Source organism: Janthinobacterium longum (genome assembly GCF_051380735.1).
Lineage (GTDB): Bacteria > Pseudomonadota > Gammaproteobacteria > Burkholderiales > Burkholderiaceae_D > Janthinobacterium.
On the sequence record NZ_JBNYXQ010000001.1, the window covers coordinates 1,353,525 to 1,375,663 of the forward strand.

The following is a 22,139-nucleotide window of genomic DNA, read 5'->3' on the forward strand; positions in this document are numbered from 1 at the left end:
CCGCGCGCTGGCGCACCAGAGCCGTGCGTATTTCATACCAACAATCATTTTTGCGTGGTAGGATTTACGTAACGCCACCCTCATTCTTGGCTCAAGGCATGGCGTTTTGACGCTTTTGTTTTGTTGTCAGTATTTCCGGCCCCGACCCCGCCTCGCGCACCACTGCGCTGTCACACCGCGTTTGAACACGATCTGCCGCCGTCATGCCCGTGTAGCATTTTCATTGGAAAATGCCTGATTGATCACTGCCACCAAAAGACATTATGAAAATACTGACCAACATTCGTATTGGTGCGCGCCTGGGTATCGGCTTTGCCGTGGTGCTGCTGCTGGCAATTGTCTGTACCTCGTTTTCCGTCATCAACGCCTGGAGCAACGCGCAGGCCACGCGCGCGATGATGGAAAAGCCGCTGGCCAAGGAGCGCCTGGCGTCCGACCTGTACCTGCTGATCTACTCGGCGATCGAACGCACCACGCTGATCGCCAAAAGCTCGGATGAAACCTTGTCCGTAACATTTGCCGAGGTGATTGCGGCCGGCACAAAAAAGGGTGGCGGCCTGCTGAAACAGATGGAGGCCATGCTGTCGAGTGAAAAGGAAAAAGCCACTTTTGCCGACGTGATGCAGGTACGCGGCGTATATCAGCAGGCCAAGCAGGCCGTGATGGCGGCCAAGAAAACCGGCCAGGTCGAGGCTGCCGAGCGCGTCTATACCCAGCAATACATGCCGGCCGCCCAGGCCTACCAGGCCAAGGTACAGGGCTTCCTGGCCGAGCAGCGCCAGGCCATCGATGACACGGCCCAGGCGATCGAACGGGCCAATAGCCGCAGCCTGACGCTGACGGCCATCCTGGCCGGCCTGATGATCGTCTTTGGCAGCCTGTGCGCCTGGTTGATCACGCGCTCGATCACGCTGCCGCTGCAGGCAGCCATTGCGGTGGCAACTACCGTCGCCGAAGGCGACCTGCGCACCACCTTCGGCCAGCCCACGCGCGATGAAGTGGGCGACCTGATGCACGCGCTGAAAGGCATGAACGATGCGCTGACCAAGGTGGTGTCGCAGGTGCAGACGGGCACCGATGCGATTGCTACGGCGTCGTCGGAAATTGCGGCAGGCAACCTGGACCTGTCCTCGCGCACGGAACAGCAGGCCAGTTCGCTCGAAGAAACTGCCTCGTCGATGGAACAACTGACCGCCACCGTGAAACAGAATGCCGACAATGCGCGCCAGGCCAACCAGCTGGCCCTGTCGGCGTCGGAAGTGGCCGAACGCGGCGGCGGCATCGTGGGCCAGGTGGTCGACACCATGGGTGCCATCGATGCCTCGTCGAGAAAAATCGTCGACATTATCGGCGTGATCGATGGCATCGCCTTCCAGACCAATATCCTCGCGCTGAACGCGGCGGTGGAAGCGGCGCGCGCCGGCGAACAGGGGCGCGGCTTTGCCGTGGTGGCCAGCGAAGTGCGCAATCTGGCGCAGCGCTCGGCCAGTGCCGCGAAAGAAATCAAAAACCTGATCGACGATTCGGTGGCGCAGGTCAACGGCGGCAGCCGACTGGTGCAGCAGGCCGGCAGCACCATGAACGAGGTGGTCGACAGCGTGCGCCGCGTGACCGACATCATGGCCGAAATCACCTCGGCCAGCGCCGAGCAGAGCATGGGCATCGACCAGGTCAACCAGGCCATCACGCAGATGGACCAGGTGACGCAGCAAAATGCCGCGCTGGTGGAAGAAGCGGCGGCGGCCGCCGAAAGCATGCAGGACCAGGCGGCGCAACTGGCGCAGGTGGCCGGCGGCTTCAAGCTGCTGCAGATGGCCACGCCACCGGTGGCAGTGGCGGTGAAGAAGACCGTGCCGGTACGCGCCACGCCGGCAGCGCCGCCACGTGCCCCGGCAGCGCGAAAAAAGCCGGCACTTGTCAATGCCGAGCAGGACTGGGAAGAATTTTAAGCTCAGCGCCGGTACGCTTTGCTGCGGTCAGCCTTCCAGGAACATCTGCTGCAGGTCGTTCAGGAAGCTCAGGCCCAGCTCTGTCGGCCTGATGATCTGGTGATCGCGGTACAGCAGGCCCTTCGCTTCGGCCACATTGAGCGGCTGCTCGATGGCGTTCAGCGCCACACCGGTGCGCTCGGCAAACAGATTCGGTGAAAAGCCGCCTGTCAGGCGCAGGGTATTGAGCATGAACTCGAAACCCATTTCCTCGCGCGCCAGTTCACGCTCTTCCTGCACCGGACTACCGACCCGCACCGCGTCCATATAGGCGCGCGGCTGCTTGTAGCGGGCCTGGCGCAGCACGCGGTGCGGGAACGAGATCTTGCTGTGGGCGCCGGCGCCGATGCCCAGGTAATCGCCGAACTCCCAGTAATTGCGGTTGTGGCGTGCCTGGCGACCCGGCTGGGCATAGGCCGACACCTCATAGCGGCCATAGCCCGCCTGCGCGGCACGCGCGGCCACCATGTCGGCGATATCGGCGCTTTCGTCGTCGTCGGGCAGCGCCGGCGGATATTTCGCAAACAGGGTGTTCGGTTCCAGCGTCAGATGGTACAGCGACAGGTGCGGCGGCGCGAACGACAGCGCCGTTTCCAGGTCCGCCTGCGCTTCGGCCAGTGTCTGCGACGGCAGCGCGTACATCAGGTCGAGATTGAAATTGTCGAAATGCGCGTGCGCGATCTCCACCGCACGGCGCGCCTCGTCGTCGTCATGGATGCGTCCCAGCGATTGCAGGTGACGGCGATTGAAACTCTGGATGCCGACCGACAGGCGATTGACGCCGCTGGCACGGTAGGACTTGAATTTTTCCGTCTCGAACGTTCCCGGATTCGCTTCCATGGTGATTTCGCAGTCGGGTTCGAGCGGCAGCAAAGTGCGCACGTCCGACATCAGCCGGTCCAGCCCGGCCGCCGACATCAGGCTGGGTGTGCCGCCACCGATAAAGATGGTGTGGATCTTGCGACCCCAGATCAAGGGCAACGCCATTTCCAGGTCCAGCCGCAGCGCCGTCAGGTAGTCGTCTTCCGGAAAGCCTTGCTCCTGCTTTACCTCATGCGAATTGAAGTCGCAATACGGGCATTTTTTTACGCACCACGGAAAATGGATGTACAGCGACAGCGGCGGCAGCGCCGTCAGGTTCAGGGCGCCTGGCTGCAGATAGCGCAGGGCCGCACCGGCGGCGCCGGAAATGCCGTCCTGCGGCGCCGGGGTGTTGCCGGGCTTGCTGCCTGGCCGGGCAATGCTGCCCGCAACCTTGATGGGTATCATCGCAGTTTCTCGACCAATACGCGCAGCGCCTGGCCGCGGTGCGACAGCGCATTCTTTTCGTCGGCCGTCAGCTCGGCCGCGCACTTGCCCAGGGCCGGGATATAAAAATGCGGATCGTAGCCGAAGCCGCCCGCACCGCGTGGCGTGGCGATCATTTCGCCATGCCAGCGCGCGTCGGCGATCACCGGCTGCGGATCGTCGGCGTGGCGTACGTACACCAGCACGCAATAGTAATAAGCCGACTTGTCGGCATGCGGCTCCAGGTCCGCGATCAGTTTGGCGCTGTTGGCCGCGTCCGACTTTGGTTCGCCCGCATAACGCGCCGAATATACGCCAGGCGCGCCACCGAGTGCATTGACGCACACGCCGGAATCGTCGGCCAGCGCGGGCAAGCCCGTCAGGCGCGCAGCATGGCGGGCTTTTTGCAGCGCGTTTTCAACAAAGGTGTGGAACGGCTCATCGGCCTCTGGCACGCCGTACTCGCCTTGGGCATGCACGGCAAAGCCGATGGTCGAGAGCAGCTCGTTGAATTCCTTGAGCTTGCCGGCGTTATTGGAGGCGAGGATGAGGCGTTGGGTCATGTCAGTAGTCCGGTTGAAGTGCCGGCATTGTAAACCTTTTGCGCCCTGCCCACCTCGCCGGCAAGGATCAGCTTACAGCCCCAGCGCCTGCTTTTGCAGCTTGACCAGCTCGGCAATGCCACCCTGCGCCAGGTCCAGCAGGCGGTTCATTCCGGCGCGGTCGAACGCTGCGCCTTCGGCCGTGCCCTGCACTTCGATGAAATGGCCAGCCTCGGTCATCACCACGTTCATGTCGGTATCGCAGTTCGAGTCTTCGACATAATCGAGGTCCAGCACCGGCATGCCCTGGTAGACACCGACCGAAATAGCAGCGACAAAGCTTTTCACGGGAATCGCGGTGATCGCGCCGCGTGCCTGCAACTGCGCAAACGCATCGTAGGCCGCCACCATGGCGCCGGTGATCGAAGCCGTGCGCGTGCCGCCGTCGGCCTGGATCACGTCGCAATCGAGATGCAAGGTACGCTCGCCGAACGCTTGCAAATCGAATGCGGCGCGCAGCGAGCGACCGATCAGGCGCTGGATTTCCTGGGTGCGGCCCGACTGCTTGCCGCGCGCCGCTTCGCGGTCCATGCGCGTGTGCGTCGAGCGGGGCAGCATGCCGTACTCGGCCGTCATCCAGCCTTGGCCCTTGCCCTTCAGGAAACCCGGCACCTTGTCTTCGATGCTGGCGGTGCAGATGACCTTGGTGTCACCGCACTCGATCAGTACCGAGCCTTCGGCATGCTTGGTGTACTGGCGGGTGATGCGGATGGTGCGCAGCGCGTCGACGGCGCGGCCGCTCGGGCGGGTGTCAAATGTCATGTGGGGAGTCCTGTAGGGTTGGAATGCGGCAGCGATTTTAACACCGCGCACCAGCGCGCCAGATAGCGATGACCTCAAGGACAAACTGACTGAAAAGCAACATGCACACGTGTACAACAATCCTGCCCCACGCCAGGCAAATTTCTTTACAATGCCGTAAAACGCACACTATTCTGCACCATGAGCCATTTCATGAGCAAAAAACAGGCCACCCCATGACGGTGGCCCTGTTTTCTGGGCGCGGGCGGTCTTGCCTGCGCTGGCTGATTAAGTGTATAAGTGACTGTATACAAGACCAAATCGGGGAATCCTTTGAGCATTTCAAGCATGACAGGCTACGCGGTTGCCACCAGCGAAGGGGCTGCAGGCACGCTGACGATTGAAATCAAGAGCGTCAATTCACGCTTTCTCGATCTGCAATTTCGTATCAACGATGATTTGCGCACGCTCGAACCGGACCTGCGCGCCGCCGTCATGTCGGCCATCACGCGCGGCAAGGTCGAAGTTCGCCTGAGCTTTGGCCGCAAGGCCGCCACCGCCGGCACGCAGGCACTGAACCTGCCGCTGCTGGCCGAACTGGCCCGATTGCAGTCGGAAGTGGGCCAGCATTTCGTGTCGGCGCCCGTCATGTCGGTGGCGGAACTGCTGCGCTGGCCTGGCGTGATCGAAGAAGCGCAAGTGGGGCAAGAGTCCTTGCAGGCGGATGTGGGCGCGCTGACGAAACGCACCATCGCCGCCTTTGTCGACAGCCGCAAGCGCGAAGGCGCGGCGCTCGAAGCGGTGCTGATCGCGCGCATCGAAGCGATGGAAGCCATCGTCAAGCGCATCACCCCATTGATTCCGCAAGTAGTCGCCGCCTTCCAGCAAAAAGCCATCGAGCGCATGCAGGACGCGCTGGGCCTGGCCAGCCAGGGGTCGAATTCGGCTCTGTCGCGCCAGGACGCGATGGAACGCATCCGCCAGGAAGTCATTTTGTACGGCATCCGCATCGACGTGTCGGAAGAACTGGCGCGCCTGTCGGCGCACCTGAATGAAACGCGCCATATCCTGGTCAAAGGCGGCCAGGTGGGCAAGCGCCTGGACTTCATGATGCAGGAACTGAACCGCGAAGCCAATACACTGGGCGCCAAAGCCTCGGTCAAGGAACTGGCCGACGCCTCGATGGACCTGAAACTGCTGATCGAACAGATGCGCGAACAGGTGCAGAACCTGGAATAGCAAGCCACAAGCCGGCCATGGGACTGGCCGCGCGCCTTGCCTGTTGGTAAAATAGCCGATAGTGCGCCGCCCGCGCAAGCGCGGCGCAACCCTCACACGCCATGGAAAAATACGCATGACCCACCCTAACGCCTTCTCCGGCAGCCTGTTCGTGGTCGCCGCGCCATCGGGCGCCGGCAAATCGACCCTGGTCAACGCGCTGCTGGCGCAGGAACCGGCCATCAAGCTGTCGATCTCGACCACCACGCGCGCCCCGCGCCCCGGTGAAGAGCACGGCCGTGAATACTATTTCACCAGCGCGGAAGACTTTATCGCGCGCGCCGACAAGGGCGAGTTCCTGGAATGGGCCGAAGTACACGGCAATTACTATGGCACCTCGCGCATCATGGTCGAGCAGCAGATGGCGGCCGGCACCGATATCTTGCTGGAAATCGACTGGCAGGGCGCGCGCCAGGTGCGCAAGCAGTTTCCGCGCGCAGCCGGCATTTTCATCCTGCCGCCATCGATCGATGCGCTCGAAGAGCGCCTGAACAAGCGCGGCCAGGACGAACCGCACGTGATTACGCGCCGCCTGCTGGCGGCCGGCGGCGAAATCGCCCACGCGCCAGAGTTCGAATATGTTATTATCAATGAAGAGTTTACGGTCGCTTTGTCCGAACTGAGCGCGATCGTGAGAGCGGCCCGTTGCCGGTTTGCGCAACAAGCGGCCCGCAACGCCTCGCTTTTCGCCCAACTGGGTTTGCACGCAGAGTAAGTTAATCTCGCTCTTTCATCGTGCGCCACAGTTCACACAGCGCCACGCACCAATCATTAGGAGTTACCATGGCCCGTATTACCATTGAAGATTGCCTGAAACAAATCCCTAACCGTTTCCAGCTGACCCTGGCAGCGACCTATCGTGCACGCCAGTTGCTGCAAGGCCACACGCCTAAAGTCGAAGCCAAGGACAAGCCTACCGTCGTCGCACTGCGCGAGATCGCCGCAGGCAAAGTCGGCATCGAAATGCTGAAAAAGGTGCCGATGTAAGTGGAGTGCGCGTGACGAGACAGTGCTGATTCCTGGTTCTGATTTTTCCTTTATTCACACTGTGAAGTAACGCGACGTTTTATGAGTCTGACCCCAGCCGACACGACTTCAGCACCACCGCCGCCCCTGGCCCCGCGCCAGGCGGCAAAACCGCAGGTCGCCAATGCGTCAGGCGCAGGCACGCCAGCACCGCCGGTGGCTGGCGTGGCGTCCGTCAGCCACCTGATGGACAAGCTGGCCGAATACCTTTCCCCTGTCGACCTGAAAAAGGTCAAGGAAGCCTACCGCTTCTCCGACGAAATGCACCTGGGCCAGATGCGCCGCTCGGGTGAACCGTATATCTCGCACCCGATCGCCGTGGCCGAAATCTGTGCCGACTGGAAGCTCGACGCGCAAGCCATCATGGCCGCCCTGCTGCACGATGTGATGGAAGACCAGGACGTCAAGAAAGACGAACTGATCGAGCGCTTCGGCGCGCCTGTAGCGCATTTGGTCGACGGCTTGTCGAAGCTGGAAAAAATTGAGTTCCAGAGCCAGATCGAAGCCCAGGCGGAGAACTTCCGCAAGATGCTGCTGGCCATGGCCTCCGACGTGCGCGTGATTCTGATCAAGCTGGCCGACCGCCTGCACAATATGCGCACCCTGGACTTCATGACGGCGGCGAAAAAAGCCCGTATCGCCAGCGAGACCATGGAAGTGTATGTGCCGATCGCGCACCGCCTGGGCCTGAACAATATCTTCCGCGAATTGCAGGATCTGTCGTTCTCGCATCTGCACCCGATGCGCTACCGCACCCTGGCGAAAGCCGTCAAGGCAGCGCGCGGCAACCGGCGCGAAGTGGTCAACAAGATCCTCGAAGCGGTAAAGAGCACGATGTCCATGGCCGAGATCGACGCCGAAGTGACGGGCCGTGAAAAGTCGCTGCACGACATCTATAAAAAAATGCGCAGCAAGCACCTGTCGTTCTCGCAGGTGCTTGACGTATATGGCTTTCGCGTGGTGGTCAACAACTTTGCCGACTGCTATGTCACCCTGGGTACCCTGCACAGCCTGTACAAGCCGATGCCGGGCAAATTCAAGGATTACATTGCGATCCGCAAGCTGAACGGCTACCAGTCGTTGCACACGACCGTCATCGGCCCGTATGGCACGCCGGTGGAATTCCAGATCCGCACCCAGGAAATGCATCGCACTGCCGAGTCCGGCGTGGCGGCGCACTGGCTGTACAAGAGCGGCGAATCGAACCCGTCCGACCTGCAGCAGCGCACCCATGCATGGCTGCAGTCGCTGCTCGACATCCAGCAGCAGACGGGCGACTCGGCCGAGTTCCTGGAACACGTCAAGGTCGACCTGTTCCCCGATTCGGTCTATGTGTTTACACCGAAGTCGAAGATCATCGCCCTGCCGCGCGGCGCCACCGCCATCGACTTCGCCTATTCGATCCACACCGGCATTGGCGACCAGACGGTGGCCGTGAAAATCAACAACGAAACTTCGCCGCTGCGCACCGAGCTGCACAATGGCGACATCGTCGAGATCATCACCGATTCCTCGTCGCGCCCGAGCCCGACCTGGCTGTCGTTCGTGCGTACCGGCAAGGCCCGTTCGGCGATTCGCCACCACCTGCGCACGATCAATCTGCCCGAATCGGTTTCGCTGGGCCAGCAACTGATGTCGCAGGCTTTGCTGACCCTGAACATCGACGCCGACCTGCCAGCGCCGCTGGTCGAACGCCTGCTGAACGAATCGAGCGCCAATTCGCTCGACGAACTGTATGCCGACATCGGCATCGGCAAGCGCATGGCCACGCTGGTGGCGCGCCACATCTTTGGCCTGATCGGCGGCGAAGCGGCCAGCATGCCGGTCGAACACAACAGCGGCAGCGAACTCGACCCGGTCACCATCTGCGGCAGCGAAGGCGTCTCGGTGCAACTGGCACCATGCTGTTTGCCGATCCCGGGCGACCACATCATCGGCCAGCTGCGCCGCGACCAGGGGCTGCTGGTACACACCAGCGACTGCACCCAGGCCAAGCGCCAGCGCATCAAGGAACCGGACCGCTGGATCGCGGTGCGCTGGGGAACCGAACTGAACCGCCGTTTCGACTGCCGCATCAAGGTGCTGATCAACAGCGAACGCGGCATCCTGGCGCGCGTGGCCGCCGAGATCGGCGAGTCCGACGCCAACATCATCTACGTGGGCATGGACGAAGACAAGGACAACGTGCTTGACCAGCTGCGCTTTACCGTGCAGGTCAAGGACCGCGTCCACCTGGCCGCCCTGCTGCGCAATGTGCGCCGGGTCGCAGGCGTGAACCGCATCCTGCGCGAACGTCACTAATATTGTTGGCAAAGACCTGGGGTCAGACCCGACGGGTCTGACCCCGGATTTCTGCTGCAGGCTACCGACTTATTTTAGCGACGCGCCGCAAAAACTCCTGATCCCCTACGGCAAACTCCGCATGGATTGCAGACCGCAACTGAGCCACGCTCTGCTCTGTCAAATTCTCCTGAAATAGCGACTGATAGGTCTTTTGCCGTTCAGTCAGCGTAGCGCCAAGACTCAGATACACAGGGTGTGGTGTGAGCAACTCATCCAGCCTACCCTGCGAATTGCCGCGATAGCTGGACCAGCGATATTGCCCGGGCAACGCCGCGATTCCGGCCCTGACCGGATTGAGTTCAATATAGCGCTGGCAGGTCAACAAATACCGCTCACTTTGCACCAAGCAGGATTTGTAACGCCCTTCCCACAAGCTGCCGCTACGACCATGGCGCCAGTTGAAGTACTGCGCATATCGCTGATTCAGCGATTTCATCAGCAGGGACAGATGAGCTGCTTCTTGGGTGGAGAGTAAAAAATGTATGTGGTTGCTCATCAAAACGTAAGCGTGTAACTGGCAGGGGATGGTAGCGAGATAGCTGAGCAAGTACGCGAGATAGCGCCGACTATCTGCATCATCGATAAAACAGCTTTGCCGGTTCACGCCGCGTTGAATAATATGCAAAGGAATGCCTGGTAACACAAGGCGCCTGGTACGTGGCATGACAAATCCCTGACGAGCCAAATGATCAGTGTGGCTGCACCTGTCACCCACTACTCTGCGCTACCACAACCTACCCTTCCCCCGGTGCCGGATACGTCACCTCCAGCAACTCCAGCTCCTGTGCCCCCAGCGGCGTATTCAAGACGATCACATCGCCCTCGCGCGCCTTGGTGATCGCGCGCGCCATCGGCGAGACCCAGCTGATCTTGCCGTTCAGCGGGTCGAATTCGTCGATGCCGACGATGGTGATGGTGTGCTTTTCGCCGTCGCTGGTCAGGTAGGTGACGGTGGCGCCGAAGAAAACCTGGTCGTTGCCGTGGTGCACGCTGGGGTCGACGATGGCGGCCAGGTCCATGCGCTTGGTGAGAAAACGGATGCGGCGGTCGATTTCGCGCAGGCGGCGCTTGCCGTAGATATAATCGCCGTTTTCCGAGCGGTCGCCGTTCGAGGCCGCCCAGTGCACGATGCGCACCACTTCCGGACGGTCGACATCGATCAGTTGCAGCAGTTCGCTGCGGATGCGCTGGTAGCCGGCCGGCGTGATGTAATTCTTGGCGCCAGCGGGAATCGCCAACGCCAGCGCAGCGGCTTCTTCATCGTCGTCGTTGTCGGACTCTTTTACAAATGCTTTATTCATCTGCCTATTGTAGCCCCGCCAGCTGGCCGGCACCCCTTGTGCGCGGGCTTTTTTGACGTATCATCGGGAGAATATGTTTGGAGCCGGATGAGAAAACACTATCGTTTCAGGCGCTGGCTATTCGCGCCGCTGGTTTACCTGGCTGCCATTTTCCTGCTGATCGAGGAATGGCTGTGGGACACCGGTGCGCGTGCAATGCAGGTGGTGGCGCAGTTTCCGCCGCTGCATGCGCTCGAGGCGCGGATACAGCGCCTGCCGCCCTACTGGGCGCTGGCGGTATTCGTGCTGCCGGCCTTGCTGCTGTTTCCCGTCAAGCTGCTGGCCCTGCTGGCGATTGCGCGCGGCCATGCCTTTTCCGGCATCGGCGTAATTGTTGCGGCCAAGCTGGGCGGCGCAGCAGCGGTGGCGCGCCTGTACACGCTGACCCGCCCTACCCTGTTGAGCTTGCCGTGGTTTGCCAGCTGGCATGGCCGCTTTATGGAAATCAAAGATCGCTGGATCGCCAGCCTGCAAGCGACGCGCGCCTGGCGCCGCATCAAACGCCTGTCGAACTCGCTGGGCAGCGCGCGCCGCGCCTGGTGGCGCAGGCTGCGCATGGGCGCCGGCAGGCGCGGCCGCCACAACTCACGCCCGGCCCGCGTGCTGCGCCGCTTCGCCGCTTTCTGGCGTGCCCGTCGCTGAGACCATGAAAAAATCTGCCATGCCTGATACCCCCCGCCTGGCGCCGGCGCTGCAGGCCGCCGCCAGCGACGCCTATCTGTTCGACGCGGCCAGCTGGCAAGTACTCGATGCGAATCGCAGCGCTTGCGGCCGTCTGCAGTATGCCTTGCCCGAGCTGCAAGCGATGACCTTGCTCCAGCTGGCGCCGCAATGGCCGGCCGGGCAGCCAGTGTTCGACCAGGGCATCGGCGCCGAGGCCATCGTGCAGGCCAGGCTGCAACGGCGCGATGCGGCCATCCATGCCGTGCGCCTGCGCCTGACGCGCACCGAACACCAGGGACGCACGCTGATCCTGGCGCTGGGCGAGGACCTGCGCACGCCGCAAGAGACCGCCGCCGCACTGGCGCAGGTGCAGTCGCGCTTCAATGCCATCGTCTCCAATACGCCGGGCCTGGTGTACCAGTTCAGCATGACTGCCGACGGGCGCGCCGGCTTTCCCTACCTGAGCGATGGCTGCCAGGCCTTGCTGGGCCTGTCACCAAAACAGCTGCATGCGCAGCCTGAGTTGTTCTACCAACTGATTTTGCCCGAAGACCGGGCCTCGTACCGCGACTCGATGCAGGCGTCCAGGCATGCGCTGTGGAGCTGGAACTGGGAGGGACGCATCTGGGTCGAGGCGTGGAAAGACGTCAAATGGATCAACCTGCGTTCGACCCCGCGCGCGCTGGAGCATGGCACGGTGCAGTGGGAGGGCATCATGACCAATATCACGGAAAGCCGGCTGGAACAGATCGAGGTACGCCAGTCGCGTGCGCGCCTGGCAGAACTGACGGCGCATATCGACAAGGTCAAGGAACAGGAACGCACGCGCCTGGCGCGCGAACTGCATGACGACCTGGGCGGCAACCTGACGGCGATCAAGATGGCGCTGGCGATGCTGACGCGCCGCCTGCCCGCAGGCGACGCGCTGCTGCAGGAAAAGGCCGGCTATGTCGACGACCTGGTCGACCGCAGCATCGACGCCGTGCACCGCATTTCGCTCGACCTGCGCCCGTCCATGCTGGATCTGGGACTGGTCGCCGCGCTGGACTGGCAAGTGCGGGAATTTTCTCGCCAGGCCGGCATCGAATGCGTATTTGCCTCGAACCGCAAAGAGATCGACCTGAGCCTGGACCAGGCCACCACCCTGTTTCGCATCGCCCAGGAAGCGCTGACCAATATCGCCAAGCATGCGCGGGCCAGCAAGGTGGCGGTGCGGCTGGACAAGCAGCGCCAGCATATACGCCTGTGCATCAGCGACAACGGCGTCGGCCTGCGCCCGCTCGATCGCGCCAAGCCGCAATCGTTCGGCATCCGCGGCATGAGCGAACGCGCCAGCGCGCTTGGCGGCACCTTGCAGCTGGCCGACGCCGCGGGTGGCGGAACGGTGCTGACCATAAAAATCAGGCTGGCCACGCCCCGGGAGGCGATAATAGCAGCTGCTGCCAGTACGCCCACGCAACATGGCCTGCGGCAGCCAGACGTCAGGGAACCATAAAGAAACACATGCAGAAACGAACGCAGTCATGAAAGAAAAAGCCATTATCCGGGTATTCATCGCCGACGACCATGCGATCGTGCGCGAGGGCCTGAAACAGATCCTGGCCGACACCAGGGACATCATCGTGGCCGGCGAGGCCGAAAACGGCCACGATGCGATCAAGGGCTTCCGCGCGTCCAAGTGCCAGGTGATGCTGCTCGACATCTCGCTGCCCGACCGCAGCGGCATCGACGTGCTCAAGCAGATCAAGAAGGAAAAACCGGAACTGGCGGTGCTGATGCTGTCGATGCACAGGGAAGACCAGTATGCGATCCGCTCGCTCAAGGCGGGCGCGGCCGGCTACCTGACCAAGCAGAGCGCGCCGCGCGAGCTGGTGACGGCGATACGCCAGGTGGCCGAAGGCTTGAAATACATCAGCGCCGCGCTGGCGCAGGAACTGGCCAACACGGTCGGCGAAGACCATGAAATAGCGCTGCATGAAACCTTGTCCGACCGCGAATACCAGACCCTGGTGCTGATCGCCTCGGGCAAGACGGTGGGCGCCATCGCCGAAGAACTGAAGCTGTCGGCCAAGACCGTCAGCGAATACCGCGCGCGGCTGCTGCTGAAAATGAAGCTGAAAAACAGTGCCGAGCTGACCCATTATGCGATCCGCAACCAGCTGGTGGAGTAGTGGCGGGCAAGGTATCGCGCGAATTGGCGGCCCTTCGCCTTGCTGCTCGCACAATAAGTGCTTTGCCAACTCGCATATCATGGCGATAATTAGCAGATATCTAAAAAGGCCGTGCCTCAATGTCCAGTAAATTGCCCTCCCAGCCGGCCAGCGCACCTGTGGCCGCCGTGAATCCCGCCACGAATCCCGCCGACATTGCGCGCGAAGCGTTTCGCCGCCTGGCGACGCGCCGCATCGCGCCTACGCCGAACGCCTACCGCGACATCTACAACGAAATCGCCGGCATCAGCGAGCCGGTTGACAGCGCCGCCCCCGCCGCCGTGCTGGCCGCCAGCACACCGCCCGACAATGGCGCCGAAAACGTGCTGAGCCAGTTTGCCGCCAAAATGAGCGAGTCCGGCGGCGAACTGGGCGACTTCGGCCGCCGCTTCCAGCGCGCCCTGAAAGCGCGCGACTGGGACAGCTATGCGCGCACCCTGGCGCAGCTGTCGGAAAAGCAGGCCAGGAAAGGCGGCGGCATCGAATTGCCGCCACTGCCGGACGGCGAACAGACGCGCACCCTGCGCGAGTTGCTGAGCCGTACCCTGGGTTTTGCGGTGGCGACCTTGCTGACCGGCACGCCGGCACTGGTGGAAGAAGCCGAATCGCTGGGCGCGGCCATCAAGCAGGCACATACGGAAGACGCGCTGAACGAAGCGGCCGTGCGCCTGAAGCAGCTGTGCTACCAGATCGAACTGAAAAGCGGCGATACGGCCGAGCAGCAGGAATTGCTGCTGCGATTGTTCAAGCTGCTGCTGGACAATGTCAGCCAGTTGCTGGACGACGACAGCTGGCTGCGTGGCCAGGTCGATGCGGTGCAGAACCTGATTGCCGGCCCGCTCGACCAGCGCGCGCTGGAAGACGCCACGCGCAGCCTGAAGGAAGTCATCTACAAGCAAAGCCAGCTCAAGCACAGCCTGTCGGACGTCAAGCTGACCGTCAAGAACATGATGATGACCTTTATTGACCGCCTGGGCCAGGTGGCGGCCAGCACCGGCGACTTCCATGAAAAGATCGGCGGCTATTCCGACAAGATCAGCCAGGCGGAAAATATTACCGACCTGAACCAGGTGCTCAACGAGGTGCTGCACGAAACGCGGCTGATACAGAGCGAGGCGCTGGCTGCGCGCGACAAGATGGTGCTGGCGCGCCAGGAAGTGCAGGATGCGGAACAGCGCATCCACAGCCTGGAAGCGAAGCTCCAGCATATGAGCGAACTGGTACGTGAAGACCAACTGACGGGCAGCCTGAACCGCAGAGGCCTGGACGATGTATTCGAACGCGAAACGGCGCGCTCGGACCGGCGCGGCACGCCGCTGTGCATTGCCATGCTGGACCTGGACGACTTCAAGCGCCTGAACGATACCTATGGCCATCTGGCGGGCGATGCAGCGCTGAAACACCTGGTCAAGATCGTCAAGGACACCTTGCGCTCGATGGACGTGATCGCGCGCTTCGGCGGCGAGGAATTTTTAATCCTGCTGCCGGAAACCACGGTCGAAGCGGCGTCCTCCACCATGACGCGGCTGCAGCGCGAACTGACCCGCCATTTCTTCTTGCACGATAATGAAAAGGTGCTGATCACCTTTTCCGCCGGTGTCGCCCTGCGCCGGCCCAATGAAGACCAGGCCGAACTGGTCAAGCGCGCCGACCGCGCCATGTACCAGGCCAAGCAGTCGGGCAAGAACCGTGTGGTGGTGGCAGACTGAAAATGACACTGGCATGCAGCCGAAATCCGGGGTCAGACCCGCCGGGTCAGACCCCAGCCCTTCTTTTTACCGCTATATTTTTTTTATTTTTGCCATAAAGTATCAAAAAACGCTGCCGTAGAGAGCCAGCCATTGATGCCTCTTCATAGGGAAAACACGAAAAAACCTGGATTTTTGACCTAAACTTTTTCAAGCAGCGTCCGTTAATCTTTACAACTACGGTTTGAGTGCTCCGGAAGGTGGGAGCAGACCAAGGTGAGCAGGCACAGAGCCAGAACCCGCACATCGGGAGCATCAAAATGGCCGCAATTATCAACACCAATATCGCATCGCTCAATTCGCAACGCAATCTGAGCACCTCGCAATCCGCACTCTCCACCTCCCTGCAACGCCTGTCGTCCGGTCTGCGCATCAACAGCGCGAAAGACGACGCTGCAGGACTGGCAATTTCCGAGCGCTTCACCTCCCAAATTCGTGGCCTCGACCAGGCCCGCCGCAACGCCAACGACGGCGTGTCGCTGCTGCAAACGGCTGAAGGTTCCCTGCAATCGACGGGCGACATTCTGCAACGTGTACGTGAGCTGTCCGTGCAATCGGCCAATGCCACCAACTCGGCAGGCGACCGCAAGGCCATTCAACAAGAGGTAGGCCAGTTGTTGTCGGAAGCGGACCGTATTTCGCAAACCTCGGAATTCAACGGCCTGAAACTGCTCGACGGCTCGTTCGGCACGGCCAGCTTCCAGGTCGGCGCCAATGCCGGCCAGACCATACAGGCCACTACCGCCAACTTCCGCACCAACAATTATGGCAACAATGAAGTCGGCACTTCGGCGCCGACAACCGCCCTCGGCTTGCAATACACGCCTGGCTCGTTCGATATACAGGGCTTGCAAACTGCCACCATCACCGTTGGCAGTGGCGATACGGCTCAAGCGCTGGCCACCAATATCAACGGCGCCAGCGAAAAAACCGGCGTCACTGCCACGGCAAAAACCGATGAATCGGCAGTCTTTGTTGCCGGCGGCGTGTATTCGCTGGCCGTCACTTCCGATAATGGCACGCCTGCCAACGTGGCCTTTACCGTCGGCAATCCGCTCAATGCGACCAATCTGGCATCGTCTGTCAGCGCTTTCAATGATGTCTCGGCGTCGACCGGCGTAACAGCCAAGCTCAACAGCACAAACGACGGCGTAATCCTGAGCAACTCCGCCGGCAACAATATCACCCTGGTCAACGGCAGCGTCAATCCTGCGCATACCGTGACGGCGGCATCCATCAATGGCGCAGGGACCGTCGGCACACCGGCCGTGATCGCTGCCAGCGGTGGTACGGCCACCACCATGGGCTATGTTTCGTTTAATTCCGACAAGGGCTTCTCGGTTGGCGGCGTGACTGGCACCAATGCCGTGACCGCCATCGGCTCGACGCTGAACTCGGTCTCCGGCATTGATGTGTCGACTGTCAAGGGCGCCAGCGATGCACTGAAGATCCTCGATTCGGCACTGGCCAGTGTCAACAACCAGCGCGCGTCGTTCGGCGCCTTGCAGTCGCGCTTTGAAACGGCGGTGACCAGCCTGCAATCGACGTCGGAAAACCTGTCGGCTTCGCGCTCGCGCATCCAGGATACCGATTTTGCGGCAGAGACCGCCAAGCTGACGCGCGGCCAGATCCTGCAACAGGCAGGCACCGCCATGCTGGCCCAGGCCAATTCCCTGCCCAATGGCGTGCTGTCGCTGCTGCAAGGACGTTAATCCAACTGAAACAGGCGTCTCCAGGGCGCACCTGCATTCCCATCCCCGGCCGGATTATTCCCGCCGGGGATTTTTTTGATAAAAAAATAATAAAACAAGTTTCTTTCATTTAATTTTTTTACGGCCTCAAGTTTGCGGAAAATTTGTCGATTACACGCCAGCCCTGGCAACAACTTGAGAGTGAAATTAAAAAATATACCAGCCTTGCTTTACTAAACTTTCCACGCGGCACTCCGTTAATAATAATAACTGCGGTGTGAGTGTCCCGGAACGGAGGGGCGGACCAAGGTACCAGGCATATAGCCAAAACATATTGTTAGGAGTTTCAAAATGGCCTCAGTAATCAACACCAATACCGCGTCCCTGAATGCGCAACGCAACCTGAGCACTTCACAGTCGGCCCTGTCAACCTCATTGCAACGCCTGTCCTCGGGTTTGCGCATCAATAGCGCAAAAGACGATGCTGCAGGCCTGGCGATTTCCGAGCGCTTCACCTCGCAGATCCGCGGTCTCGACCAAGCCAAACGCAATGCCAACGACGGCGTGTCGCTGCTGCAAACGGCCGAGGGTTCGCTGCAATCGACGGGCGACATTCTGCAACGTGTACGTGAATTGTCAGTACAATCGGCCAATGCCACCAACTCGGCAGGCGACCGCAAGGCGATCCAGGCCGAGGTAGGCCAGCTGCTGTCGGAAGCTGACCGCATCTCGCAAACTTCGGAATTCAACGGCCTGAAACTGCTGGACGGCTCGTTCGGTTCGGCCTCGTTCCAGGTTGGCGCCAATGCTGGCCAGACCATCCAGGCTACCACCGCCAACTTCCGTACCAATAACTACGGCAACAATCAATCCGCCAGTGCGCCGCCTCCTACCCTCGCTGGCAGCACCGCTACTGCTTACGCAGGCGGCACGTTTGATATCCAGGGCCTGAAAACGGCGCAGGTGACGGTTGCAACTGGTGACACTGCGCAAACGCTGGCAGCGACCATCAATGGCAAAACAGCCGATACCGGCGTGACGGCAACCGCCAAAACCGAAGAAGCAGTCCAGTTTGATGCCGCCGGCGTCTATTCGCTGGCCGTCAAGTCCGACAACGGCACCGCCGCCAACGTGACGTTCACGGTGGGCGCGAAGAACGCATCGGGCCTGGCCTCGGCAGTCAGCGCCTTCAATGATGTTGCTTCGACGACTGGCGTGACGGCCACGCTAAACGACGCCAAAGACGGCCTGGTGCTGACCAATGCTGCCGGCAACAATATCACGATCGACAACAAGAGCACGACGTCGACCTTTACTGCCGCTTCGAGAGCTGCAGATGGTACGGCAGGCTCGGCCGCCACGGTGGCAACCGGCGGCTCGGCAGTGAGCATGGGTTATGTCTCGTTGAACTCCGACAAGGGTTTTTCGATTGGCAATGACTCGAATGCAGGCCTGAATGGCGTTGCCGCTGGCGCTGCCAAGCTGAACTCGGTATCGAGCATCGACGTGTCGACCGTCAAGGGTTCGAACGATGCGCTGAAGATTCTCGATTCTGCGCTGGCCAGTGTCAACAGTCAGCGCGCTTCCTTCGGTGCCTTGCAGTCGCGTTTTGAAACGGCTGTCAGCAACCTGGAATCGACTTCGGAAAACCTGTCGGCTTCCCGTAGCCGTATCCAGGATACCGACTTCGCATCGGAAACAGCCAAGCTGACGCGCGGCCAGATCCTGCAACAAGCTGGTACCGCGATGCTGGCCCAGGCCAACTCGCTGCCTAACGGCGTGCTGTCCCTGCTGCGCGGTTAATTTCCGCCCGGTAGTACCGTAGCTTAGCCCTCCCCGGCCGATCCAGATATTGCATCTTGATCCGCCGGGGAATTTCCGTTAAAGGACAGCATCATGGATATCCAGGCAACAGGCGGCCTAGCGGCCGCAGCGACACAGCGCACCGCGCTCACGCCGGCCAGCAGCACGGCATCAAGGCCGGCAGCGGCGACACCGGTACCAGCGGACAGCGGCGTCAAGGCCAGCGACAAGGAGGAATCACCGTCCGAGCTGAAAGACGTCAGGCAGGCCGTCAGCGACATCAACAAGGCGATGCAGTTCATGTCGCGCGAACTGGAATTTTCGGTCGATACCGACAGCGACCGCACCATCGTCAAGGTGATCGACCAGCAGACGCGCGAAGTGATACGCCAGATGCCTACCAAGGAAGCGCTGGAGATCGGCAAGGCGCTGGAAAAAGTACAGGGTTTGCTGATCAGGCAAACCGCGTGAAGCACGCCCTGTGCCGCGCTTGGGCGGCATAGGGCAAACAGGCACCCGAATACCCCTCTAAAGTATGGATGGATTATGCCGTTAACAACGTATATTCATGCATTCCCATAGGAGGTTATTGTGGCTGTTTCATCCGTCAGTACCGGTGGCGTTCTCGACGTAAATGGCCTGGTCAGTCAGCTGATGGCCGTCGAGAGCCGCCCCTTTGTCGCCATGCAGGACAAAGAGAAGGCCATTACCGCCCAAATTTCCGCCTATGGCACACTGAGCGGCGCCGTCGGCGCCTTCCAGACTACCGTCACTGCGCTGGCCGATTCCTCGAAATACAAGGTGGCCAACGCCACCACCACGGACGACAAGGTTCTGACTGCAACAGCCGGCAAGGATACCGTCAAGGGCAATTACAGCGTCGAGGTGAAGCAACTGGCCCAGGCGCAAACAATCAGCGCTGCCGGCCAGGAAAGCACCTCCGCGCTGATCGGCTCGGGCGCCAGCACGGTGCTGACATTTGACTTCGGCAGCGTCAAGGGCGGCACCCTGACCGGTGGCAAGTACACCGGTTCCACCTTTGAACTCGATGCCGCGCGCGCAGCGCGCACCGTCACCATCGACAGCAGCAATAATTCCCTGCAAGGCATACGCGACGCTATCAACAAGGCCGGCATCGGCGTCACCGCCAGCATTATTTCCGACGGTAGCGACAAGCCGAACCGCCTGGTGCTGACCTCGGACAAGAGTGGCGAAACGTCGAGCATGCGCGTGTCGGTGGCCGGTGACCAGGACCTCAGCGATTTGCTGTCGTATGCGCCGAATGGCACGCAGAACATGACGCAAAGCAATGCTGGTCAAAATGCCAATCTGACCGTCAACGGCGTGGCCATTACCAGCCAGACCAATAACGTCGACAATGCCGTGCCTGGCGTGACGATGACGGTGGCCAAGATCGGCATCAGCAGCGTTGGTGTCAGCATGGATACCTCTGGCATCAAGACGGCGCTGACCAATTTCGTCAAGGCCTACAACGACCTCAACACCACCATCGACGGTCTCACCGCAGTCACGCCCGGCCTGAAACAGGGTGCGGCGCGCACCGGCGGCCCGTTGGTGGGCGACTCCACGACCAACAGTTTGCAAGCCAGCTTGCGCAAGCTGTTTGGCTCAAGCGTGCCTGGCCTGGATGGCAGCGTGACCAGCCTGAGCCAGCTTGGCGTTGCCTTCCAGAAGGACGGCACCTTGAAACTCGATACCGGCAAGCTGCAAACGGCGATCGACAAAAATTCGAACGATGTCATCAAGCTGCTGGCGACGTCGGGCTCGACCTCCGACAGCCTGGTCAGCTTTGTCAGCTCGACCAGCAATTCCAGCGTCGGTACCAAGGGCATCTCGATTTCCAAACTGGCAACGCAAGGCACGCTGGTCGGCAGTGCGCCGGCCGGCCTGGTGATCAGCGCCGGCATCAACGATAACCTGTCGCTGACCATCAATGGCGTGGCCACCAAGGCGACCCTGGTGCCGGGCACTTATACGGCAGACAGCATGGTCAGCCACTTGCAGTCGCTGATCAACGGCGCCTCGGGCGTGACCGACGCTACTGCCGGCGTCAAGGTAAGCCAGGAAAACGGCGTCATCAGCATCGTGTCGAACAAGTATGGCTCGTCTTCGAAGCTGGAAATTACCGGCAATGGTGCCGACGAACTGTTTGGCACACCGACCATGACCACCGGTGTCGACGTGGCCGGCACCATCGATGGCGCGCTTGCCGTCGGCAGCGGCCAGACACTGACCGGTTCGCCCGGTTCCGGCAGCGCCGGCATTGCCGTGCTGATCAATGGCGGAAAGCTGGGCGATCGCGGTACGGTGAATATTTCAAAGGGTGTCAGCGCCTTGTTTGCTACCATTACGGATAATTACCTGGGAACATCTGGCCTGATCCAGAACAAGAATGACGGCTTGAACAAGAGCATTGCCGATATCGACAAGCAGCGCGATGCGCTCAATACCCGGCTGACGCTGACCGAGGCGCGCTTGCGCAAGCAGTACAGCTCGCTTGACGTGACGCTCAGTTCGATGAACAGCACCAGCAATTATTTGACTCAGCAACTCGCGGCGCTGGCCTCGATGTAACCAACATCTCTCAGAGGAATACGAATGTTTGGATCTTCAAACAAGGGCGCACAGTCCTATGCCAAAGTGGGCCTGGAAACAGGCATAGGCGCCGCTTCGCCGCACAAACTGATCGCCATGCTGTACGACGGCGCCCTGGTGGCCGTGCTGAGTGCGCAGATGCATATGAAAGCGGGCAATATCCCGGAAAAAGGCAAGTCGATTTCGCGCGCCATGCAGCTGATCGACCATGGCCTGCGTGCCAGCCTGGACAAGAATGCGGGCGGCGAAATCGCTGAAAACCTCGACGCGCTGTATGAATACATGGGCGCGCGCCTGCTGACGGCCAATTTGAAAAATGATCTGGCCATCCTGGAAGAAGTGCAGGGTCTGCTGACCGACCTGCGCGATACCTGGAATGCCATCGGTACACCGTCCGGCGTCGGCATGGCCACCACCGATGCTCCTGTTTCCCGTCTGAACAGCTACGCGAGCGCCTGACATGATGACCAACCAACAAGTACTGGCCGCGTATGAAGCAATGCAGGCCCTGACCGCCCGCATGCTGGTCGCCGCCGGCAATGCCGAATGGGATGAACTCGAAAGCCTGGAGCAGCAGATCGCCAGGCATGCGCAGCGTCTGAAGGACAATGAAGCGCAAGTCGTGCTGGAAAGTGCCGGTCGCCTGCGCAAGGTTGCGCTGATCAGGCAGATGCTGGAAGACGACCGCAAAATCCGCGATCTCGCCATGCCATGGATGGCGCAGTTGTCCAAGCTGATCAACAGCACCGGCACCGAACGGCGCCTGGCCAACGCCTATAGCGTCTAAGCGCAGGACCCGGCGT

The 22,139-nt window shown here is 61.0% G+C and carries 20 protein-coding genes; 15 read left to right on the top strand and 5 right to left on the bottom strand.

Translation table 11 applies throughout. The features are described from left to right. Positions 1 to 263: 263 nt before the first annotated feature. Positions 264 to 1,949, top strand: a complete 1,686-nt coding sequence (locus ACQ4WM_RS06115; RefSeq protein WP_436545786.1) for a methyl-accepting chemotaxis protein — start codon at positions 264 to 266, stop codon at positions 1,947 to 1,949. 27 nt (positions 1,950 to 1,976) lie between these two features. Here the strand turns inward: ACQ4WM_RS06115 and hemW are convergent, their stop codons facing one another. From hemW to rph, 3 genes are all read right to left on the bottom strand, one after another. Next, entirely contained in the window at positions 1,977 to 3,257 is a 1,281-nt protein-coding gene (hemW, locus tag ACQ4WM_RS06120; RefSeq protein ID WP_436545787.1) for a radical SAM family heme chaperone HemW, read from the bottom strand. Then, on the bottom strand, positions 3,254 to 3,838 hold the full coding sequence (gene rdgB / locus ACQ4WM_RS06125; protein ID WP_436545788.1) for an RdgB/HAM1 family non-canonical purine NTP pyrophosphatase: 585 nt from the start codon (positions 3,836 to 3,838) through the stop codon (positions 3,254 to 3,256). The genes hemW and rdgB overlap by 4 nt, the downstream gene beginning before the upstream one ends. A 72-nt stretch (positions 3,839 to 3,910) precedes the next feature. After that, positions 3,911 to 4,639, bottom strand: coding sequence for a ribonuclease PH (gene rph, locus ACQ4WM_RS06130; RefSeq protein ID WP_436545789.1), 729 nt, complete (start codon positions 4,637 to 4,639; stop codon positions 3,911 to 3,913). A 327-nt stretch (positions 4,640 to 4,966) separates the two neighbouring features. Here rph and ACQ4WM_RS06135 point away from each other — a divergent pair, with 327 nt between their 5' ends. The 4 genes from ACQ4WM_RS06135 to ACQ4WM_RS06150 all read left to right on the top strand — a co-directional run bounded on the left by ACQ4WM_RS06135 (position 4,967) and on the right by ACQ4WM_RS06150 (position 9,223). Beyond that, the gene (locus ACQ4WM_RS06135) at positions 4,967 to 5,857 is read left to right on the top strand and encodes a YicC/YloC family endoribonuclease (protein ID WP_436545790.1); all 891 of its coding nucleotides are present in this window, start codon (positions 4,967 to 4,969) and stop codon (positions 5,855 to 5,857) included. Positions 5,858 to 5,972: 115 nt separating this feature from the next. Further along, on the top strand, positions 5,973 to 6,611 hold the full coding sequence (gene gmk, locus ACQ4WM_RS06140; RefSeq protein ID WP_436545791.1) for a guanylate kinase: 639 nt from the start codon (positions 5,973 to 5,975) through the stop codon (positions 6,609 to 6,611). A gap of 68 nt (positions 6,612 to 6,679) precedes the next feature. Then, positions 6,680 to 6,883, top strand: a complete 204-nt coding sequence (rpoZ, locus tag ACQ4WM_RS06145; RefSeq protein WP_010400723.1) for a DNA-directed RNA polymerase subunit omega — start codon at positions 6,680 to 6,682, stop codon at positions 6,881 to 6,883. An 81-nt stretch (positions 6,884 to 6,964) separates the two neighbouring features. Then, a complete protein-coding gene (locus ACQ4WM_RS06150) occupies positions 6,965 to 9,223 on the top strand; it encodes a RelA/SpoT family protein (RefSeq protein WP_436545792.1) in 2,259 nt (752 codons plus the stop codon). A gap of 61 nt (positions 9,224 to 9,284) precedes the next feature. Here ACQ4WM_RS06150 and ACQ4WM_RS06155 read toward each other — a convergent pair whose 3' ends face one another. Further along, positions 9,285 to 9,929 carry a transposase gene (locus ACQ4WM_RS06155; RefSeq protein WP_436545793.1) on the bottom strand — a complete coding sequence of 215 codons (645 nt, stop codon included), beginning with the start codon at positions 9,927 to 9,929 and terminating at the stop codon, positions 9,285 to 9,287. A gap of 70 nt (positions 9,930 to 9,999) precedes the next feature. Next, positions 10,000 to 10,566 carry a transcription elongation factor GreB gene (gene greB / locus ACQ4WM_RS06160; protein WP_436545794.1) on the bottom strand — a complete coding sequence of 189 codons (567 nt, stop codon included), beginning with the start codon at positions 10,564 to 10,566 and terminating at the stop codon, positions 10,000 to 10,002. A gap of 87 nt (positions 10,567 to 10,653) precedes the next feature. Between greB and ACQ4WM_RS06165 the strand changes: the two genes are divergently transcribed. The 10 genes from ACQ4WM_RS06165 to ACQ4WM_RS06210 all read left to right on the top strand — a co-directional run bounded on the left by ACQ4WM_RS06165 (position 10,654) and on the right by ACQ4WM_RS06210 (position 22,123). After that, positions 10,654 to 11,247 (top strand): hypothetical protein, encoded by a 594-nt coding sequence (locus ACQ4WM_RS06165; protein WP_436545795.1) that lies wholly within the window; start codon positions 10,654 to 10,656, stop codon positions 11,245 to 11,247. Between the two features lie 19 nt (positions 11,248 to 11,266). After that, positions 11,267 to 12,763 carry a sensor histidine kinase gene (locus ACQ4WM_RS06170; protein WP_436545796.1) on the top strand — a complete coding sequence of 499 codons (1,497 nt, stop codon included), beginning with the start codon at positions 11,267 to 11,269 and terminating at the stop codon, positions 12,761 to 12,763. A gap of 28 nt (positions 12,764 to 12,791) precedes the next feature. Continuing rightward, positions 12,792 to 13,439, top strand: a complete 648-nt coding sequence (locus ACQ4WM_RS06175) for a response regulator (RefSeq protein WP_436545797.1) — start codon at positions 12,792 to 12,794, stop codon at positions 13,437 to 13,439. Positions 13,440 to 13,558: 119 nt separating this feature from the next. Then, positions 13,559 to 15,187, top strand: coding sequence for a GGDEF domain-containing protein (locus tag ACQ4WM_RS06180; RefSeq protein ID WP_436545798.1), 1,629 nt, complete (start codon positions 13,559 to 13,561; stop codon positions 15,185 to 15,187). A gap of 299 nt (positions 15,188 to 15,486) precedes the next feature. Next, complete coding sequence (locus ACQ4WM_RS06185) at positions 15,487 to 16,938, top strand: flagellin (protein ID WP_436545799.1); 1,452 nt, start codon at positions 15,487 to 15,489, stop codon at positions 16,936 to 16,938. Between the two features lie 330 nt (positions 16,939 to 17,268). After that, on the top strand, positions 17,269 to 18,720 hold the full coding sequence (locus ACQ4WM_RS06190; RefSeq protein WP_436545800.1) for a flagellin: 1,452 nt from the start codon (positions 17,269 to 17,271) through the stop codon (positions 18,718 to 18,720). 93 nt (positions 18,721 to 18,813) lie between these two features. Continuing rightward, positions 18,814 to 19,191, top strand: coding sequence for a flagellar protein FlaG (locus tag ACQ4WM_RS06195; protein WP_436545801.1), 378 nt, complete (start codon positions 18,814 to 18,816; stop codon positions 19,189 to 19,191). 120 nt (positions 19,192 to 19,311) lie between these two features. Continuing rightward, positions 19,312 to 21,315: a flagellar filament capping protein FliD gene (gene fliD / locus ACQ4WM_RS06200; protein ID WP_436545802.1), complete on the top strand. Its 2,004-nt coding sequence runs from the start codon at positions 19,312 to 19,314 to the stop codon at positions 21,313 to 21,315. A 24-nt stretch (positions 21,316 to 21,339) separates the two neighbouring features. Further along, positions 21,340 to 21,795: a flagellar export chaperone FliS gene (gene fliS / locus ACQ4WM_RS06205; protein ID WP_436545803.1), complete on the top strand. Its 456-nt coding sequence runs from the start codon at positions 21,340 to 21,342 to the stop codon at positions 21,793 to 21,795. Position 21,796: 1 nt separating this feature from the next. After that, positions 21,797 to 22,123, top strand: a complete 327-nt coding sequence (locus ACQ4WM_RS06210) for a flagellar protein FliT (RefSeq protein ID WP_436545804.1) — start codon at positions 21,797 to 21,799, stop codon at positions 22,121 to 22,123. Positions 22,124 to 22,139 lie beyond the last annotated feature (16 nt).

Bases quoted from the DNA above. Each gene is read 5' to 3' on its own strand.
- ACQ4WM_RS06115 (WP_436545786.1), top strand. From the start codon at position 264: ATGAAAATACTGACCAACATTCGTATTGGTGCGCGCCTGGGTATCGGC.
- hemW (WP_436545787.1), bottom strand. From the start codon at position 3,257: ATGATACCCATCAAGGTTGCGGGCAGCATTGCCCGGCCAGGCAGCAAG.
- rdgB (WP_436545788.1), bottom strand. From the start codon at position 3,838: ATGACCCAACGCCTCATCCTCGCCTCCAATAACGCCGGCAAGCTCAAG.
- rph (WP_436545789.1), bottom strand. From the start codon at position 4,639: ATGACATTTGACACCCGCCCGAGCGGCCGCGCCGTCGACGCGCTGCGC.
- ACQ4WM_RS06135 (WP_436545790.1), top strand. From the start codon at position 4,967: ATGACAGGCTACGCGGTTGCCACCAGCGAAGGGGCTGCAGGCACGCTG.
- gmk (WP_436545791.1), top strand. From the start codon at position 5,973: ATGACCCACCCTAACGCCTTCTCCGGCAGCCTGTTCGTGGTCGCCGCG.
- rpoZ (WP_010400723.1), top strand. From the start codon at position 6,680: ATGGCCCGTATTACCATTGAAGATTGCCTGAAACAAATCCCTAACCGT.
- ACQ4WM_RS06150 (WP_436545792.1), top strand. From the start codon at position 6,965: ATGAGTCTGACCCCAGCCGACACGACTTCAGCACCACCGCCGCCCCTG.
- ACQ4WM_RS06155 (WP_436545793.1), bottom strand. From the start codon at position 9,929: ATGCCACGTACCAGGCGCCTTGTGTTACCAGGCATTCCTTTGCATATT.
- greB (WP_436545794.1), bottom strand. From the start codon at position 10,566: ATGAATAAAGCATTTGTAAAAGAGTCCGACAACGACGACGATGAAGAA.
- ACQ4WM_RS06165 (WP_436545795.1), top strand. From the start codon at position 10,654: ATGAGAAAACACTATCGTTTCAGGCGCTGGCTATTCGCGCCGCTGGTT.
- ACQ4WM_RS06170 (WP_436545796.1), top strand. From the start codon at position 11,267: ATGCCTGATACCCCCCGCCTGGCGCCGGCGCTGCAGGCCGCCGCCAGC.
- ACQ4WM_RS06175 (WP_436545797.1), top strand. From the start codon at position 12,792: ATGAAAGAAAAAGCCATTATCCGGGTATTCATCGCCGACGACCATGCG.
- ACQ4WM_RS06180 (WP_436545798.1), top strand. From the start codon at position 13,559: ATGTCCAGTAAATTGCCCTCCCAGCCGGCCAGCGCACCTGTGGCCGCC.
- ACQ4WM_RS06185 (WP_436545799.1), top strand. From the start codon at position 15,487: ATGGCCGCAATTATCAACACCAATATCGCATCGCTCAATTCGCAACGC.
- ACQ4WM_RS06190 (WP_436545800.1), top strand. From the start codon at position 17,269: ATGGCCTCAGTAATCAACACCAATACCGCGTCCCTGAATGCGCAACGC.
- ACQ4WM_RS06195 (WP_436545801.1), top strand. From the start codon at position 18,814: ATGGATATCCAGGCAACAGGCGGCCTAGCGGCCGCAGCGACACAGCGC.
- fliS (WP_436545803.1), top strand. From the start codon at position 21,340: ATGTTTGGATCTTCAAACAAGGGCGCACAGTCCTATGCCAAAGTGGGC.
- ACQ4WM_RS06210 (WP_436545804.1), top strand. From the start codon at position 21,797: ATGATGACCAACCAACAAGTACTGGCCGCGTATGAAGCAATGCAGGCC.